This window comes from Methylobacterium sp. D48H (assembly GCF_053345715.1).
Genome location: NZ_JBKFAP010000005.1, coordinates 128,188 through 142,341, shown reverse-complemented (window position 1 = coordinate 142,341; position 14,154 = coordinate 128,188). Strand labels below are relative to the sequence as shown.

The 14,154-nt window shown below is 72.3% G+C and carries 14 protein-coding genes and 1 tRNA gene; 5 read left to right on the top strand and 10 right to left on the bottom strand.

Annotation, left to right across the window (positions count from 1 at the left end):
• Positions 1-26: 26 nt before the first annotated feature.
• Genes nuoF through ACLBX8_RS12450 form a run of 6 tightly spaced genes read right to left on the bottom strand, consistent with a single transcriptional unit; the run spans position 27 to position 5,569 of the window.
• Positions 27-1,328: an NADH-quinone oxidoreductase subunit NuoF gene (gene nuoF / locus ACLBX8_RS12475; RefSeq protein ID WP_447699120.1), complete on the bottom strand. Its 1,302-nt coding sequence runs from the start codon at positions 1,326-1,328 to the stop codon at positions 27-29.
• A 9-nt stretch (positions 1,329-1,337) separates the two neighbouring features.
• Entirely contained in the window at positions 1,338-2,699 is a 1,362-nt protein-coding gene (gene nuoE / locus ACLBX8_RS12470) for an NADH-quinone oxidoreductase subunit NuoE (RefSeq protein WP_447681210.1), read from the bottom strand.
• 10 nt (positions 2,700-2,709) lie between these two features.
• Complete coding sequence (locus tag ACLBX8_RS12465) at positions 2,710-3,900, bottom strand: NADH-quinone oxidoreductase subunit D (protein ID WP_020092237.1); 1,191 nt, start codon at positions 3,898-3,900, stop codon at positions 2,710-2,712.
• Positions 3,901-3,916: 16 nt separating this feature from the next.
• Positions 3,917-4,564 carry an NADH-quinone oxidoreductase subunit C gene (locus ACLBX8_RS12460; RefSeq protein WP_056532537.1) on the bottom strand — a complete coding sequence of 216 codons (648 nt, stop codon included), beginning with the start codon at positions 4,562-4,564 and terminating at the stop codon, positions 3,917-3,919.
• A gap of 9 nt (positions 4,565-4,573) precedes the next feature.
• Positions 4,574-5,161, bottom strand: coding sequence for a NuoB/complex I 20 kDa subunit family protein (locus ACLBX8_RS12455; RefSeq protein WP_010686017.1), 588 nt, complete (start codon positions 5,159-5,161; stop codon positions 4,574-4,576).
• Positions 5,162-5,203: 42 nt separating this feature from the next.
• Positions 5,204-5,569 carry an NADH-quinone oxidoreductase subunit A gene (locus ACLBX8_RS12450; RefSeq protein ID WP_007560754.1) on the bottom strand — a complete coding sequence of 122 codons (366 nt, stop codon included), beginning with the start codon at positions 5,567-5,569 and terminating at the stop codon, positions 5,204-5,206.
• A gap of 383 nt (positions 5,570-5,952) precedes the next feature.
• On the opposite strand from ACLBX8_RS12450, the gene ACLBX8_RS12445 reads away from it, so the two are divergent.
• Positions 5,953-6,029 (top strand) — tRNA-Asp (locus ACLBX8_RS12445).
• A gap of 100 nt (positions 6,030-6,129) precedes the next feature.
• On the opposite strand, the gene ACLBX8_RS12440 is transcribed toward ACLBX8_RS12445, so the two are convergent.
• The gene (locus ACLBX8_RS12440) at positions 6,130-7,032 is read right to left on the bottom strand and encodes an EamA family transporter (RefSeq protein WP_447715245.1); all 903 of its coding nucleotides are present in this window, start codon (positions 7,030-7,032) and stop codon (positions 6,130-6,132) included.
• A 40-nt stretch (positions 7,033-7,072) separates the two neighbouring features.
• Positions 7,073-7,312: a DUF1127 domain-containing protein gene (locus ACLBX8_RS12435; RefSeq protein ID WP_447699122.1), complete on the bottom strand. Its 240-nt coding sequence runs from the start codon at positions 7,310-7,312 to the stop codon at positions 7,073-7,075.
• Positions 7,313-7,522: 210 nt separating this feature from the next.
• Between ACLBX8_RS12435 and ACLBX8_RS12430 the strand changes: the two genes are divergently transcribed.
• Positions 7,523-8,914: an aminotransferase-like domain-containing protein gene (locus tag ACLBX8_RS12430; protein ID WP_091977247.1), complete on the top strand. Its 1,392-nt coding sequence runs from the start codon at positions 7,523-7,525 to the stop codon at positions 8,912-8,914.
• A 9-nt stretch (positions 8,915-8,923) separates the two neighbouring features.
• Here the strand turns inward: ACLBX8_RS12430 and ACLBX8_RS12425 are convergent, their stop codons facing one another.
• Positions 8,924-10,249, bottom strand: a complete 1,326-nt coding sequence (locus tag ACLBX8_RS12425; RefSeq protein WP_447715244.1) for a sensor histidine kinase — start codon at positions 10,247-10,249, stop codon at positions 8,924-8,926.
• Entirely contained in the window at positions 10,249-10,914 is a 666-nt protein-coding gene (locus ACLBX8_RS12420; RefSeq protein WP_020092230.1) for a response regulator transcription factor, read from the bottom strand. The genes ACLBX8_RS12425 and ACLBX8_RS12420 overlap by 1 nt, the downstream gene beginning before the upstream one ends.
• Before the next feature lie 291 nt (positions 10,915-11,205).
• On the opposite strand from ACLBX8_RS12420, the gene ACLBX8_RS12415 reads away from it, so the two are divergent.
• From ACLBX8_RS12415 to ACLBX8_RS12405, 3 genes are all read left to right on the top strand, one after another.
• Entirely contained in the window at positions 11,206-11,892 is a 687-nt protein-coding gene (locus ACLBX8_RS12415; protein ID WP_132367389.1) for a DNA-binding protein, read from the top strand.
• A gap of 25 nt (positions 11,893-11,917) precedes the next feature.
• Entirely contained in the window at positions 11,918-12,304 is a 387-nt protein-coding gene (locus ACLBX8_RS12410; protein ID WP_447715243.1) for a hypothetical protein, read from the top strand.
• A 79-nt stretch (positions 12,305-12,383) separates the two neighbouring features.
• A complete protein-coding gene (locus ACLBX8_RS12405; RefSeq protein WP_447715242.1) occupies positions 12,384-14,135 on the top strand; it encodes an ABC transporter ATP-binding protein in 1,752 nt (583 codons plus the stop codon).
• The last annotated feature ends 19 nt before the right edge of the window (positions 14,136-14,154 follow it).

Here is a 14,154-nt window from a genome sequence, read left to right as displayed (position 1 = left end):
GTGGGTTGGACACCGGCATAGCGCCCTTACTCGGCGGCCATCGGCACAGGTTCGCTGTGCGGGTTGGCGGTGTAGCGGTCGATGCGCTTCTCGATCTCGGGGCGGAAGTGCCGGATCAGGCCCTGGATCGGCCAGGCCGCCGCGTCGCCCAGCGCGCAGATCGTGTGCCCCTCGATCTGCTTGGTGACCTCGAACAGCATGTCGATCTCGCGCTTGTGCGCGCGACCCTCGGTCATGCGCTGCATGACGCGCCACATCCAGCCGGTGCCCTCGCGGCAGGGCGTGCACTGGCCGCAGGATTCGTGCTTGTAGAAGTACGAGATCCGGGTGATCGCCGCGACGATGTCGGTGGACTTGTCGAGCACGATCACCGCCGCGGTGCCGAGGCCGGAGCCCAGGTTGCGCAGGGTATCGAAGTCCATCTTGGCGTCGACGATCTGCTCGGCCGGCACCAGCGGCACCGAGGAGCCGCCCGGGATCGAGCACAGCAGGTTGTCCCAGCCGCCGCGCATCCCGCCGCAATGGCGGTCGATGAGCTCGCGGAAGGTGATGCCGAGCTCCTCCTCGACGTTGCACGGCTTGTTGACGTGCCCGGAGACGCAGAAGAGCTTGGTGCCGGTGTTGTTCTTGCCGCCGAGGCCGGCGAACCATGCGCCGCCCCGGCGCAGGATCGTGCCGGCGACCGCGATCGACTCGACGTTGTTCACGGTCGTGGGGCAGCCGTAGAGGCCCATATTGGCCGGGAACGGCGGCTTCAGCCGCGGCATGCCCTTCTTGCCCTCGAGGCTCTCGATGAGCGCCGTCTCCTCGCCGCAGATATAGGCGCCGGCGCCGTGGTGGACGTAGATGTCGAACGGGTAGTCGTGGACGTTCGACTGGCCGACGAGGCGGGCCGCGTAGGCCTCGTCCACGGCCTTCTGGAGGGCGTGCTTCTCGGCGACGTACTCGCCGCGGATGTAGATGTAGCAGGCATGCGCGTTCATCGCGAAGCAGGCCAGCATGCAGCCCTCGATCAGGAGATGCGGGTCGTGCCGCATGATCTCCCGGTCCTTGCAGGTGCCCGGCTCCGACTCGTCGGCGTTGACCACGAGGTAGTGCGGGCGCCCGTCGGACTTCTTGGGCATGAACGACCATTTGAGGCCGGTGGGGAAGCCCGCGCCGCCGCGGCCGCGCAGGCCCGAGGCCTTCATCTCCTCGATGATCCAGTCGCGGCCCTGCTCCAGCAGGAACTTGGTCCCGTCCCACGCGCCGCGCTTCTTGGCGGCCTCCAGGCCCGGCGAGTGCAGGCCGTAGAGGTTGGTGAAGATGCGATCCTGATCCGACAGCATGTCAGGTCCTCACTGAGCCGGCGCCGACAGGGCCTTGGCCTGCCCCACCCAGTTCTCCCGGTCGATGCGACCCGGGAACGCGAGGTAGGTGCCGACCCAGGCGATCTCGTCGCGGGACCAGGCGGCGATCTGGTCGAAATGGTAGATGCCGAGCCCGTTCAGGCGCTGGCTGTTGCCCGGGCCGATGCCCTTGATGCGCGTCAGCTCGTCCGGCTTGCCGGCGCGGGCGGCCTCCAGCCCCGGCGGCCGCTTGCCCACGGCGTCGGCCTTCTGCTCGGGGCTCGCGTCCTTCGGCAGGGCCGCGAGCGCGCCGGCGATGCGCGCCTCCTCGGTCTCGGCCGCCACCTCGCTCTCGCTGGCGCCGGAGGCCTCCGGCTGCTGCGGGACGGCGTCGCGGTTCGGCACCGCCTGGTGGCCCTGCTCGCCGGCGGCGGGCTCGCCCTCGGCGACGCGCTTGGCCGGCGTGTCGAGCACGTCCGCGTCGCCCGGCCGGGCGGCGCCGTGCTTGGCGGTGGAGCGGCCGCGCTCGGCCGCGTCGGCGCGATCCTCGGGCTTCACCGGGCTCTCGCCGTTGGCGGCGCGCTGGGCCGGAGCGTCGCTCACGGGACGCTCGACCGGGCGGCCGGCGTCGGGCCGGGCCGGCTTCGGGTTCTCGGCGGCCTGCTGCGTGCTGGACGCGGCTTCACCGGTCTGGGCGGCCGGCTCCTCCGCCTTGCCGGCCTCCTCGAAGCGCTTGCGCCACGCGCCGACCCGCGAGCCGTCGAACAGCGTCGGGTCGGTGAGGGTGTTCACGGCGTCCTGGGGCTCGGACGAGACGCGCCCGGTCTGGGAGCCGACCTTCACGGGCCGGCCGGCGGCGAGGTCGTCCATCAGCTGGCCGAGGGACTCGGGCGTCAGGTCCTCGTAGTAATCCTGGTTGATCTGCACCATCGGCGCGTTGCAGCAGGCGCCGAGGCACTCGACCTCGAGCCACGAGAAGGTGCCGTCGGCCGAGACGTGGCCGGCCGGGCCCAGACGGGCCTGGAGCATCTCCTTGAGGCCCCGCGCGCCGCAGGAATCGCACGGGACCGTGCCGCAGACCTGGATCCAGAAGCGGCCCACGGGCTCGAGGGCGAACATCGTGTAGAAGGTCGCGACCTCCAGCACGCGGATGTTCGGCATGCCGAGCTCGGCCGCCACCGCCTCGATGGCCGCCCGCGGCAGCCAGCCGCCGTTCTGCTCCTGCGCCCGCCACAGGAGCGAGATCACCGCCGAGGCCTGGCGGCCTTCCGGGTACTTGGCGATCTGGGTCTTGGCCCACTCGGCATTCTCGGGGGAGAACGCGAAGCTCTCGGGCTGCTCCGAGGCCGGGGCGAGTCTGCGGTTTGCCATCGCTTCTGTCTTACCGATCCACTTCGCCGAACACGATGTCGAGCGTGCCGAGCACGCAGGACACGTCGGCTAAGAGGTGCCCGCGGCACATCCAGTCCATCGCCTGCAGGTGCGCGAAGCCCGGCGCGCGGATCTTGCAGCGATACGGCTTGTTGGTCCCGTCGGACACCAGGTACACGCCGAACTCGCCCTTCGGCGCCTCGACCGCGGCGTAGACCTCACCCTCGGGCACGTGGAAGCCCTCGGTGTAGAGCTTGAAGTGGTGGATGAGCGCCTCCATCGAGCGCTTCATCTCCCGGCGCGGCGGCGGCGCGAACTTGCCGTCGACGGAGGCGATCGGCCCCTGGCCGGCGGGCTCGCGCAGCTTGGCGACGCACTGCTTCATGATGCGCACGGATTCGCGCATCTCCTCCATGCGGATCACCTGGCGATCGTAGGTGTCGCCGTTCTTCCCGACGGGGATGTCGAACTCCATCTCCTCGTAGCACTCGTAGGGCTGCGCCTTGCGCAGGTCCCACGGGATGCCGGAGCCGCGCACCATCACGCCCGAGAAGCCCCACTCCATCGCCTCGTCGACCGACACGATGCCGATATCGACGTTGCGCTGCTTGAAGATGCGGTTGGCCATGACGAGGTCGTCGAGGTCCTGGACGACCTGCAGGAACGGGTCGCAGAACGCGTCGATGTCGTCGATGAGCTTCGGCGGCAGGTCCTGGTGGACGCCGCCGGGCCGGAAGTAGTTGGCGTGGAGCCGGGCGCCGGAGGCCCGCTCGTAGAAGATCATCAGCTTCTCGCGCTCCTCGAAGCCCCAGAGCGGGGGCGTGAGGGCGCCGACGTCCATCGCCTGCGTGGTGACGTTGAGCAGGTGCGACAGCAGGCGGCCGATCTCGCAGAACAGCACACGGATCAGCTGCGCGCGGCGCGGCACCTCGATCCCGGCGAGCTTCTCGATCGCCAGGCAGAAGGCGTGCTCCTGGTTCATCGGCGACACGTAGTCGAGCCGGTCGAAATAGGGCGTCGCCTGCAGGTAGGTCTTGTACTCGATCAGCTTCTCGGTGCCGCGGTGGAGCAGCCCGATATGCGGGTCGACCCGCTCGACCACCTCGCCGTCGAGTTCCAGCACGAGGCGCAGCACGCCGTGCGCCGCCGGGTGCTGCGGGCCGAAGTTGATCGCGAAGTTGCGGATGTTGTGTTCGGTCACGGACGCTCTCCGCGGCTCAAGCCGACGTCTTCTCGTCGCCGGGGAGCACGTAGTCGGTGCCTTCCCACGGGGACAAGAAGTCGAAGTTCCGGAATTCCTGCGTCAGCTGCACCGGCTCGTAGACGACCCGGGCCTGGTCCTGGTCGTAGCGGACCTCGACGAAGCCGGTGAGCGGGAAGTCCTTGCGCAGGGGGTGCCCCTCGAAGCCGTAATCGGTGAGCAGGCGGCGCAGGTCGGGATGGCCCGAGAACAGGATCCCGTAGAGGTCGTAGGTCTCGCGCTCGTACCAGTTGGCCGCCGGGAAGACCTCGATCACGGAGGGGACCGGCGTCACCTCGTCGGTCTGCACCTTCACCCGGATGCGCAGGTTATGGCGCAGGGAGAGCAGGTGGTAGACCACGTCGAAGCGCTTCTCGCGCTGCGGGTAGTCCACGCCGCATATGTCGATGAAGTTGCGGAACGCGCAGGCCGGATCGTCGCGCAGGTAGGTCAGCGCGTAGACGATGTCGGAGGCCTGGACCACCAGCGTCAGCTCGCCGAACGCGACGGTGTGGGACACGACCGCTGGCCCGAGGGCGCCGAGGACGCGCTCGGCCAGGGCCGAGACGGCGTCGTCGCCGTAGGCCGGCTGGGTGTGGGGCAGGATCGAGATGCCGTTCGTCATGGCCGCTCCTCAGCGCTCGATCGTGCCGGTCCGGCGGATCTTCTTCTGCAGCAGCAGCACGCCGTAGAGCAGCGCCTCGGCGGTGGGCGGGCAGCCGGGCACGTAGATGTCCACCGGTACCACCCGGTCGCAGCCGCGCACCACCGAGTAGGAATAGTGGTAGTAGCCGCCGCCGTTGGCGCAGGAGCCCATAGAGATGACGTAGCGCGGCTCCGGCATCTGGTCGTAGACCTTGCGCAAAGCCGGGGCCATCTTGTTGGTGAGCGTGCCGGCGACGATCATCACGTCGGACTGGCGCGGCGAGCCGCGGGGTGCGAAGCCGAATCGCTCGCAATCGTAGCGCGGCATCGACATCTGCATCATCTCGACCGCGCAGCAGGCGAGACCGAAGGTCATCCACATCAGCGAGCCCGTGCGGGCCCAGTTGATCAGCTCGTCCGTGGTGGTGAGCAGGAAGCCCCGGTCGGCGAGCTCGTCGCTGATCGACAGGAAGGTCGGGTCGTCCGCGCCGATCGGGCGGCCGGTGTTGGGATCGATGATCCCCTTCGGCTGGGGCGCGATCGCGGGGGCGCGGTTGGTGTCGGTGATCAGGGCCATCGGCGACTCAAGAATTCTGTGCGGGCGGCGAGCGGCGGGAAATCAATCCCATTCGAGGGCGCCCTTGCGCCACTCGTAGACGAAACCGACGGTCAGCACGCCCAGGAAGACGATCATCGACCAGAAGCCGAACCAGCCCAGATCCCCGAAGGTGATCGCCCAGGGGAAGAGGAACGCGACCTCGAGGTCGAAGATGATGAACAGGATGGCGACGAGGTAGAAGCGCACGTCGAACTTCATGCGGGCATCGTCGAACGCGTTGAAGCCGCACTCGTAGGCCGAGAGCTTCTCGGGATCGGGGCTCTTGAAGGCCACCAGGAACGGCACGACCAGGAGCGCCGTGGCGATGAACAGCGCCACGCCGATGAACACGATGAGCGGCAGGTAATCCGCCAACAATCCGGTCATGCCAGGGCCTCGCGAGACGAGTGAAACCGCGGTGCGACGCCGACCCGGATCCGCCCGTGGAATTGTTCTTATGCCAGGATGCGCGCGGCCGGAGGCTTAGTCGAGCCGCCGGCCCGTGACAATGGCTTGTCGCGTCGCACAAAGCGCGCTGTCAGCCATCCTGTCGGTCGTCCTGTCGGTCATGTCCGAGATGGGCTTGCGCGGCGCCGGCGCAACACGACGGAAGCGCGCAGGCCCGAGTCGGGGGGCTGGTATGCCTGCGGCGGCGGTCGCGGATCGAGGCGGATGCGAATCCGTGCGGGACGCGCTTGACAGGGCACCGGGCGCCCCATAAACCCCGCCCCGTCGCCGGGCGAAACGCCCCTTCGAAGCGACCACGCCGTGCGGGCGTAGCTCAGTTGGTTAGAGTGCCGGCCTGTCACGCCGGAGGTCGCGGGTTCGAGCCCCGTCGCCCGCGCCACGTCCCCTCGATATCACCATCAGAACTCGTCTCGCGGTGCACCGTGCCGACGCGCAGTCGCGCGTGCCCGAGCGGGACGGGTGATGGCTCGGCCGTGCGGTCAGGCCACCTTCGACGATTCGGGGGAAGGACTCGGCGGAGCGACCGCGCCCGGCCGCGTCCCGCCCAGGCTGAGGGCGATTCCCGTCAGGATCAGGCCTCCCCCGGCCAGGATGTCGGCGCTCAGCGGTTCGCCCAGGACGAGATGCGTGCTCAGGATGCCGGCCACCGGCACCAGCAGGGCGAAGGGGGTCACGGCAGCCGCCGGGTAGCGGGTCAGGAGCCCGTTCCAGAGGCCGAAGGCGAGGAGCGTCGTCGGGTAGGCCTGGAACGCGACCGATCCGATCGCCCCCCAGCTCGGATGCGCCAGCGCCGTGAGCGCCCCGGGCCCCTCGACGATCAGCGACAGGATGAGCAGGGGCGGCGTGGTGGCGAGGCTGCTCCAGACCATCAGCGCCAAGCGGTCGACCCGGCCGATCCGCTTCGCGACGACGTTCGCGCTGGCCCAGGACAGGGCCGCGCCGACGACGAGGATCAGCGGGCCGAGCGGGGCGCCTCCGCCCCGCCCGAGCGCCACCGCGGCGACGCCGAGGAGCGCAATGCTGCCGCCCAGGATCTGTCGTCGGCGCGGGCGCTCCCCCTGCAGCGCCCAGGCGAGCGCCACGGTGAACGGGACCTGGACCTGGATCAGGAGCGACGACAGCCCGGCCGGCATGCCGAGGCGGATCGCCGTCATGAGCAGCCCGAACTGGCCGACCCCGAGGGCGAGGCCGAACCCCGCCACCAGGGCGACGGGGGCCCGGGGCGGCCGGATCACCAGCGCCGCCGGCAGCGCCGCGAAGCCGAAGCGCAGGGCGCACAGCATCAGCGGCGGCACCGTCTCCAGGCCGACCTTGATGGCCACGAAGGCCAGCCCGAGGATCGTGACCACCAGGATTGCGGCGAGCCCGTCGCGCAGCGTCATGCGCGCACCCTACGCCGCACGCCGCCGCGTCACCACCGCATCACCAAGGCCGCACGGCCGCCCGAGCGTGGCGTCGCTCGTCGCGCCGGCCGACCAGCAGGTGGATCGCGTCGCCCGTGCCGGGCACGCAGGCATCGGCCACGTCCTGCCGCGTCAGGCCGATATCCTTCAGTTCCCGGTCCGACAGGGTCGACAGGCGCTGGAGCACGCGACGGTTCATCGCCGCCCGCGACAGGCCCGCGCGCACCTCGGCGGCGACCGTCAGCACGGGCCCGGCCATCCGGGCGAGCCATCCGCCGCGCGATCTGATCCGGGATCCGATCCGGGATCTGATCCGGGTTTCCAGGGCGGCGGTCTCTGTCAGGCACTGAGTCATGGATCCCCTCCTCCATCGTTCCGGGGCGTCGCGATCCTGGCGGGCGGGGGCTGGCGGCGACAGGAACACTTCGGTACGGTTCAGAAGAATTGTCCGGACGAAAGAGCAGTACGGATGGCGGTCGCAGTCAGAAGCCCAGGGACGCGCGTCGAGGCCGTGGTCGGCGAGATCCGCGAGCGGATCGCGGCGCGGCGGCTGGTCCCGGGCGTGCGGATCCCCTCGGTCCGGGCCTTCGCGGAGACGATGGGCGTCTCGAAATCCACCGTCGTGGAGGCCTACGAGCGCCTCGCCGCCGAGGGCGCCGTGGTGCCGCGGCCGGGCTCGGGCTTCTACGTCGCCGGCAAGACCCGGCCGCTCTCGCTCCAGGCGATGGGGCCGCGGCTCGACCGGATCGTCGACCCGCTCTGGATCACCCGTCAGGCGCAGCAGGCCGGCTCCGACCAGCTGAAGCCCGGGGCCGGCTGGCTGCCCGATTCCTGGATGCCCCACGAGGCGATCCGCCGGGGCCTGCGCCGGGTGGCCCGGGCCGACCTCGCCGAGATGACCAACTATGACCGGCCCCTGGGCTACGAGCCCCTGCGCCACCAGATCGCCCGCAAGGTCGGCGAGAAGGGCGTCGGCGCCGAGCCCGACCAGATCGTGCTGGTCGAATCGGCCACGCAGGCGCTGGACCTCGTCTGCCGGTTCCTGCTCCAGCCCGGCGACACCGTGCTGGTCGACGATCCCTGCTACTTCAACTTCCTGGCGCTGCTGCGCGCGCAGCGCGTGGCGGTGGTCGGCGTGCCGATCACGCCGGAGGGGCCGGACCTGCAGGCGCTCGCGACCCTGCTGGAGCAGCACCGGCCGCGCTTCTACCTGACCAACGCCGCCCTCCAGAACCCGACCGGGGCGAGCCTCGCGCCGACCGTTGCGCACCGGCTCCTCAAGCTGTGCGAGGCGCACGACACGCTCATCGTCGAGGACGAGATCTTCGGCGACCTCGAGCCCGAGGCCGCCCCGCGGCTCGCGGGCTTCGACGGGCTGGAGCGGGTGATCCAGATCGGCAGCTTCTCCAAGACCCTGTCGGCGGCCGCGCGCTGCGGCTGGATCGCGCTCCGGGCCGACTGGGTCGAGCCGCTGGTCGATCTCAAGCTCGCCCTCAGCCTCGGCAACGGCCACATCACGGCCGCGCTGGTGCACGCGCTGATCACCGAGGGCGCCTACCGGCGGCACCTCGCCGAGACCCGCCGCCGGCTCGCCGGCGCGATGGTGCAGGCCTCCGCGGAGCTGCGCGCCTGCGGCCTCGAGACCTGGGCGCAGCCCCGGGGCGGCTTCTTCCTGTGGATGCGGCTGCCCGACGGGCGCGACGGCGCCGACGTCGCCCGCCGGGCGCTGGCCCGCGGCATGGTGCTGGCGCCCGGGACCTCGTTCAGCCTGTCGGATGCGTGGAACGGCTACATGCGCTTCAACGTGGCCCACTGCGCCGATCCGCGGATCCGGCCGATCCTCCGGGAGGCTCTGGGCTGAGGGGCCCGGTCAGGCCGGCAGCCGCAGCTCCGCCCGCAGGCCGCCGAGATCCGACCGCCCGAGGCTCAGGCCGCCGCCGTACAGCTCGGCGAGCTCCAGGGTGATCGGCAGCCCGAAGCCATGGCCCGGCACGCCCTCGTCGAGGCGCCGGCCCCGGGCCATGACGGCGGAGGCCGCCGCCGGGTCGAGGCCGGGTCCGTCATCCTCCACGACTACGGCCACCGCGCCGTCGCGCGCCGCCGCCGAGACCCGCACGCGGCCGCGGCACCAGCGGCAGGCATTGTCCACGAGGTTGCCGAGCATCTCGTCGAGATCCTGGCCCTCGCAGGAGACCGACAGGGTCTCCGGGACGTCGAGGTCGATCGCCGCGCCCTTCTCGGCGTGGATCCGCGTCAGCGCCGCGCGCAGGTCCGACAGCCGGGGCGCCAGGGCCGTGCGGCCCCGGGCCGAGCCCGCCAGGGCCGCGGCCCGGGCGCGCCGGAGGTGATGGCGCACCCGCCGGTCCATGTCGTCCACCTGCCGGCGCAGGGCGCCGTCCGGGTCGCGGGCCGGCTCCGCGAGGGCCATCGACAGGGTGGCGAGCGGCGTCTTGAGGGCGTGGGCGAGGTTGGCGACGTGGCCGCGGGCGCGTTCCAGGTTCTGCGCGTTCTGGTCGAGGAGCGCGTTGAGTTCCGCCACCATCGGCGCGATCTCGGCCGGCTGGTCCGCCGGCACGCGCTCGCGCCGCCCTGCCCGGACCGACGCGAGGTCCGCGCGCAGGCGCGTCAGCGGCGCGAGGCCCAGGCGCACCTGGAAGGCCAGGCCCGCGAGCAGGCACAGGCCGAGGATGCCGAGCGCCAGGGCGAGGCTCGTCAGCGCCTCGCGCAGCGGCCCGCGCAGCTCCCCCTCCGGCGCCGCCACCACGATCGTTGCCGGCTCGGGCCCGGGCACGGCCAGCACGCGGGCGACGAGGGGCTCGCCGCGCGGCCCCGTGCCCGAGGCCGGGTGCGGCCGGCCCGGATCGTCGTCCGGTCCGGGATCGGACAGGCGGATGTCCCCGCCCCGCAGAGAGCCGGATCGGATCGTCTCGGCGCCGCGGCGTACCTCCCAGGCCCAGCCGGGGCCGGGCCGGTCGAAGGGCGGCGCGTCGAGACCCTGCGGGAGGATCCCGGCCTCGAGCCCGGCCCGCAGGGCGACGATCTGCGCGTCGAGCCGGCCGTCGAGCTGCCCGCGCACGAAGCGGTGCAGGATCACCCCGATGGCGAGGCCCGCCACAACCAGGGCCGCCAGCACCATCACCAGGGCCGCCGCGAGCAGCCGTGTGCGGAGCGAGCGGCGCCGCGCCGTCGCCGCCATCAGGCGGGCTCCGCGTGCAGGCGGTAGCCGTGGCCGCGCACGCTCTCGATCCGCGCCGGCGCGATCTTCCGGCGCAGGCGCGTGATGATCACCTCGACGGAGTTCGAATCGACGTCGGCGTCGCCCTCGTAGACCCGCTCGATCAGGTGCGGGCGCGGCACCACGGTCTCGCGGTTCAGCATCAGGCAGGACAGGACCCGCCATTCCAGGCCGGTGAGCTTGAGCGGCAGGCCCTCGTGCTCGAAGGCGCCGAGACCCGGATCGAAGCTGAGGGGACCGCAGGTGATCCGGCTCGCGCCCCCGCCCTGGGACCGGCGCACGAGGGCGCGGAGGCGAATCACCAGCTCCTCGACGCGCACCGGCTTCACGAGGTAGTCGTCCGCCCCCGCCTTGAAGGCCGCGACCTTGTCGCTCCAGCCGTCCCGGGCGGTGAGCACCAGCACCGGCAGGGTCCGGCCGGCCCCGCGCCAGGCCCGCAGCACCGAGACGCCGTCGCCCTTCGGCAGGCCGAGATCGAGCACGACGGCGTCGTAGCCCTCGGTCTCGCCGAGATGCTGGGCGTCCTCGCCGGTGGCGGCGTGGTCGAGCACGAAGTTCTCGGCGCGCAGGACCTTGGCGACCTCCGCCGCGAGGGCGGCGTCGTCCTCCACCAGCAGGATCTTCACCGGTCTCACCTCCCCGTCTGGACCGCGGCGGCCGGCCGGTTTCGCCCGCTGCCGCCGGCACTTAGGGCCGTGGTCTCACGTCGGCTCCCGGGACGGCCGCCCGGGCGCCGACCTGTCGGCCCGCATCAACGCCCGCTGCCAAGCCTCTGAACCCGCACGGGTTCCACACGGAGCGCTCTAGGGCGGCGCGTTTAACCGGGCCTGAACCGCGCGGTTCAGACCGGATTGCCGGCGCCTCCCTAGGAAGGGGCATCGGATCGAGCCGATCCGGACCCTTCAGAGGATGAGATCATGAGCGACGACAAGACCATCGACGGGACCGCGCGGGAAGTCCGCGAGACCGAGGCCGCCAAGCCGGCGTCGCGGGCGGTGCCGCGGCGGACCTGGGTGGTGGGCGCGGTGGCGCTGCCGCTTGCCCTGGGCGCCGTCGGCCTGTCCCTGGCGCAGGGAACGCCGTTCCAGCCGACGCCGGTCGCGCCGGTGGCGATCCAGGCCCTGGCCCCCTCCGGCGCGACCGCCATCAAGGGTGAGGTCGCGGAGATCTTCGGCAACAAGTTCGTGGTGCAGGACGGGACCGGGCGGGCCCTCGTGGAGACGGGCCGCGAGGGCGAGGGCGGCGGCCTCGTCGCCAAGGGCGAGACCGTGACGGTGCAGGGCCGCTTCGAGACCGGCTTCCTGCGCGCCCGGGTCCTGACCCACGGGGACGGGCGCACGCTGCTGCTCGGGCCGGCCGGCGGCCCTCCGACCGGCAGCCTGGACTGGGCCAAGGACCGGCTCGGTCTCGGGCCGAAGCCCGACATGGCCGCCCTGACCGCCTCGCTCCAGGCGGCGGGCTACGGCGACGTGCGGGTCACGGGCCGCGGGCCGCGCCATTTCGAGGTGGCCGCGAAGGACCGGGACGGCCGCGAGCACCAGCTCCATGTCGGCTTCGACGGCCAGGTGCGGGAGCGCCCGGCGCCGGGGCTGCCGCCGCTCTGAGCCGGGCCCGGGCGGGCGGGCCCGCGTGCAACCCTTCCGCGCCTGCCGCGTCCTCCTGTCTCTCGCCGGACAGGAGGTGCGCGCCGTGGAGCCGATGAAGCCGATGGAACCCATGAAGCCCATGGAGCCCATGGAGCCCATGGAGCCCATGAAACCGATGGAGGGCGCGGAGCCCTGGTGGCCGAAGGATCTCGGCGAGCCCGCGACCAGCGGCGCGCAGAACGGGATGAGGTACGCGTTCTTCCCGGACAAGCGCCGCCTCCTCGTCGACCGCGACGGGCAGGTCTCGACCTACGACAGCGGCGACCACCGGATCGGCGGCGTCGCGCAGGCGGACGGGGCGGCCAAGACCCTGACCTTCACCGGCCAGGACGGCGAGGTCGACCTGGGCTCCCTGAAGAAGCTCGACTGAGCCCGGCGTGGACAGGCCGGGACGGCGCGCTTAAGCCCGGCCCGACCATGCGAGCCGTCCCGCCAGACCCCGCGATGCCATGCGCGCGCTGATCGACCTCGTCCGCGCCATGCGGTCGGCCGACCGGCGCCGGCTCGCCCTGATCGCCCTCGGCCTCGCGGCGGCGGCGCTGCTCGAGGTGGTGGGCGTCGCCTCGGTGATCCCGTTCCTGACGCTGGTCGGGGACCCGTCGGCGGCGACCCGGATCCCCTATCTGGCCCAGGCCCGGAGCGCCCTCGGCCTGACCGACGAGCGCGGCTTCCTGCTGGTGACCGGCGGGGCCGCGCTCGCGGCGATCCTCGTCACCGCGCTGGTGAATGCCGGGCTGACCTACGCGCAGCTCCGGTTCACGCACCTGGCCGGCTACAGCCTCAGCCGGCGGCTGCTGTTCCGGTACCTCGACCGGGAGCGGCTGTTCTTCGCGAAGGCCAACAGCGCCGAGCTCGCCAAGAACGTGCTGTCCGAGACCGACCGGCTGGTGATCGGCGCGCTGACCCCCGCCACGGTGCTCGCCTCGCGGGCGAGCTCGGCGCTCGCGGTGATCGCGTTCCTGCTGGCCTACGCGCCGCAGCTCGCGCTGATCCTGGGGGGCGGCTTCGGCGGCCTCTATGTCGGGATCTACCTGGTGATGCGCGCCCGGCTGGCCCGGCTGGGCGGCCGCACCGTCGCCGACAACGAGGCCCGCTTCCGGATCGTGCAGGAGACCTTCGGGGCGCTCACCGAGCTGAAGCTCTACGGGCGCGCGGAGGCGTTCGCGTCGCGGTTCGACGCCCCGGCCCGGGCCTACGCCCTCGCCACCGCGGCGAGCCAGCTCACCGGCCAGATGCCGCGCTTCGTCATCGAGGCCCTGGCCTTCGGCGGGGTGATCGTGGTGGTGCTGTTCGCGCTCGCCCAGGGGCTCGACGTCGCCGGCATCCTGCCGCTGCTCGGCCTGTTCGCCTTCGCGGGCTACCGCATGCTGCCGGCCTTCCAGAACATCTTCACCTCGGTGGCGCTGATGCGCTTCACCCTGCCGGCGGTGCGGGTGATCGTCGACGAGCTCGCCGACGAGCGCGAGCCCCGGCCCCGCACCGCGGAGCGGCTGCCCTTCGCGCGGGCGATCCGGCTCGAGGGCCTCGGCTTCGATTACGGCGCCGGCCGTCCGGCCCTCGCCGGAATCGACCTGACGATCCCGGTCAACGCCACGGTCGGCCTCGCCGGGCGCACCGGCTCGGGCAAGTCGACGCTGGCGGGCCTGATCCTCGGCGTGCTGGGCCCGACCGCCGGGCGGATCACCGTGGACGGCCGGGCCCTCGATGCCGACACCCTGCCCGCCTGGCAGAACCGGATCGGCTACGTCCCGCAGGAGGTGTTCCTGGTGGACGGCACGGTGGCGGAGAACATCGCGCTCGGCCTCGACGCGCCGGACCTCGCCGCCGTCGAGCGGGCGGCGCGGCTCGCCGGCGCCCACGACTTCGTCGCCGCCCTGCCGCACGGCTACGCCGAGCGGGTCGGCGAGCGCGGGGCGCGGCTGTCCGGAGGCCAGCGCCAGCGCGTCGGCATCGCCCGGGCCCTCTACCACGACCCGGACGTCATCGTCTTCGACGAAGCGACCTCGGCCCTCGACGACGAGACGCAGGCGGCCGTGATGCGGGCGCTGCGCGCCCTCTCGGGCCGGCGGACGCTGATCCTGATCGCCCACCGCCTCTCGACCCTGGAGGGCGCCGACGCGGTCCACGTCCTGGAGGCCGGCCGGATCGTCGCTTCCGGGCCGCCCGAGGCGGTCCTGCCGGGGCTCGGAACGGCGGCCTGAGCAACCGCGCGCCGGGGCC

Coding starts and splice junctions, on each gene's coding strand:
- ACLBX8_RS12455 (WP_010686017.1), bottom strand. CDS start 5,161: ATGGCCCTGATCACCGACACCAACCGCGCCCCCGCGATCGCGCCCCAG.
- ACLBX8_RS12405 (WP_447715242.1), top strand. CDS start 12,384: ATGCGCGCGCTGATCGACCTCGTCCGCGCCATGCGGTCGGCCGACCGG.
- ACLBX8_RS12430 (WP_091977247.1), top strand. CDS start 7,523: ATGGCGGTCGCAGTCAGAAGCCCAGGGACGCGCGTCGAGGCCGTGGTC.
- nuoE (WP_447681210.1), bottom strand. CDS start 2,699: ATGGCAAACCGCAGACTCGCCCCGGCCTCGGAGCAGCCCGAGAGCTTC.
- ACLBX8_RS12450 (WP_007560754.1), bottom strand. CDS start 5,569: ATGACCGGATTGTTGGCGGATTACCTGCCGCTCATCGTGTTCATCGGC.
- ACLBX8_RS12425 (WP_447715244.1), bottom strand. CDS start 10,249: ATGGCGGCGACGGCGCGGCGCCGCTCGCTCCGCACACGGCTGCTCGCG.
- ACLBX8_RS12415 (WP_132367389.1), top strand. CDS start 11,206: ATGAGCGACGACAAGACCATCGACGGGACCGCGCGGGAAGTCCGCGAG.
- ACLBX8_RS12460 (WP_056532537.1), bottom strand. CDS start 4,564: ATGACGAACGGCATCTCGATCCTGCCCCACACCCAGCCGGCCTACGGC.
- ACLBX8_RS12440 (WP_447715245.1), bottom strand. CDS start 7,032: ATGACGCTGCGCGACGGGCTCGCCGCAATCCTGGTGGTCACGATCCTC.
- nuoF (WP_447699120.1), bottom strand. CDS start 1,328: ATGCTGTCGGATCAGGATCGCATCTTCACCAACCTCTACGGCCTGCAC.
- ACLBX8_RS12435 (WP_447699122.1), bottom strand. CDS start 7,312: ATGGCCGGGCCCGTGCTGACGGTCGCCGCCGAGGTGCGCGCGGGCCTG.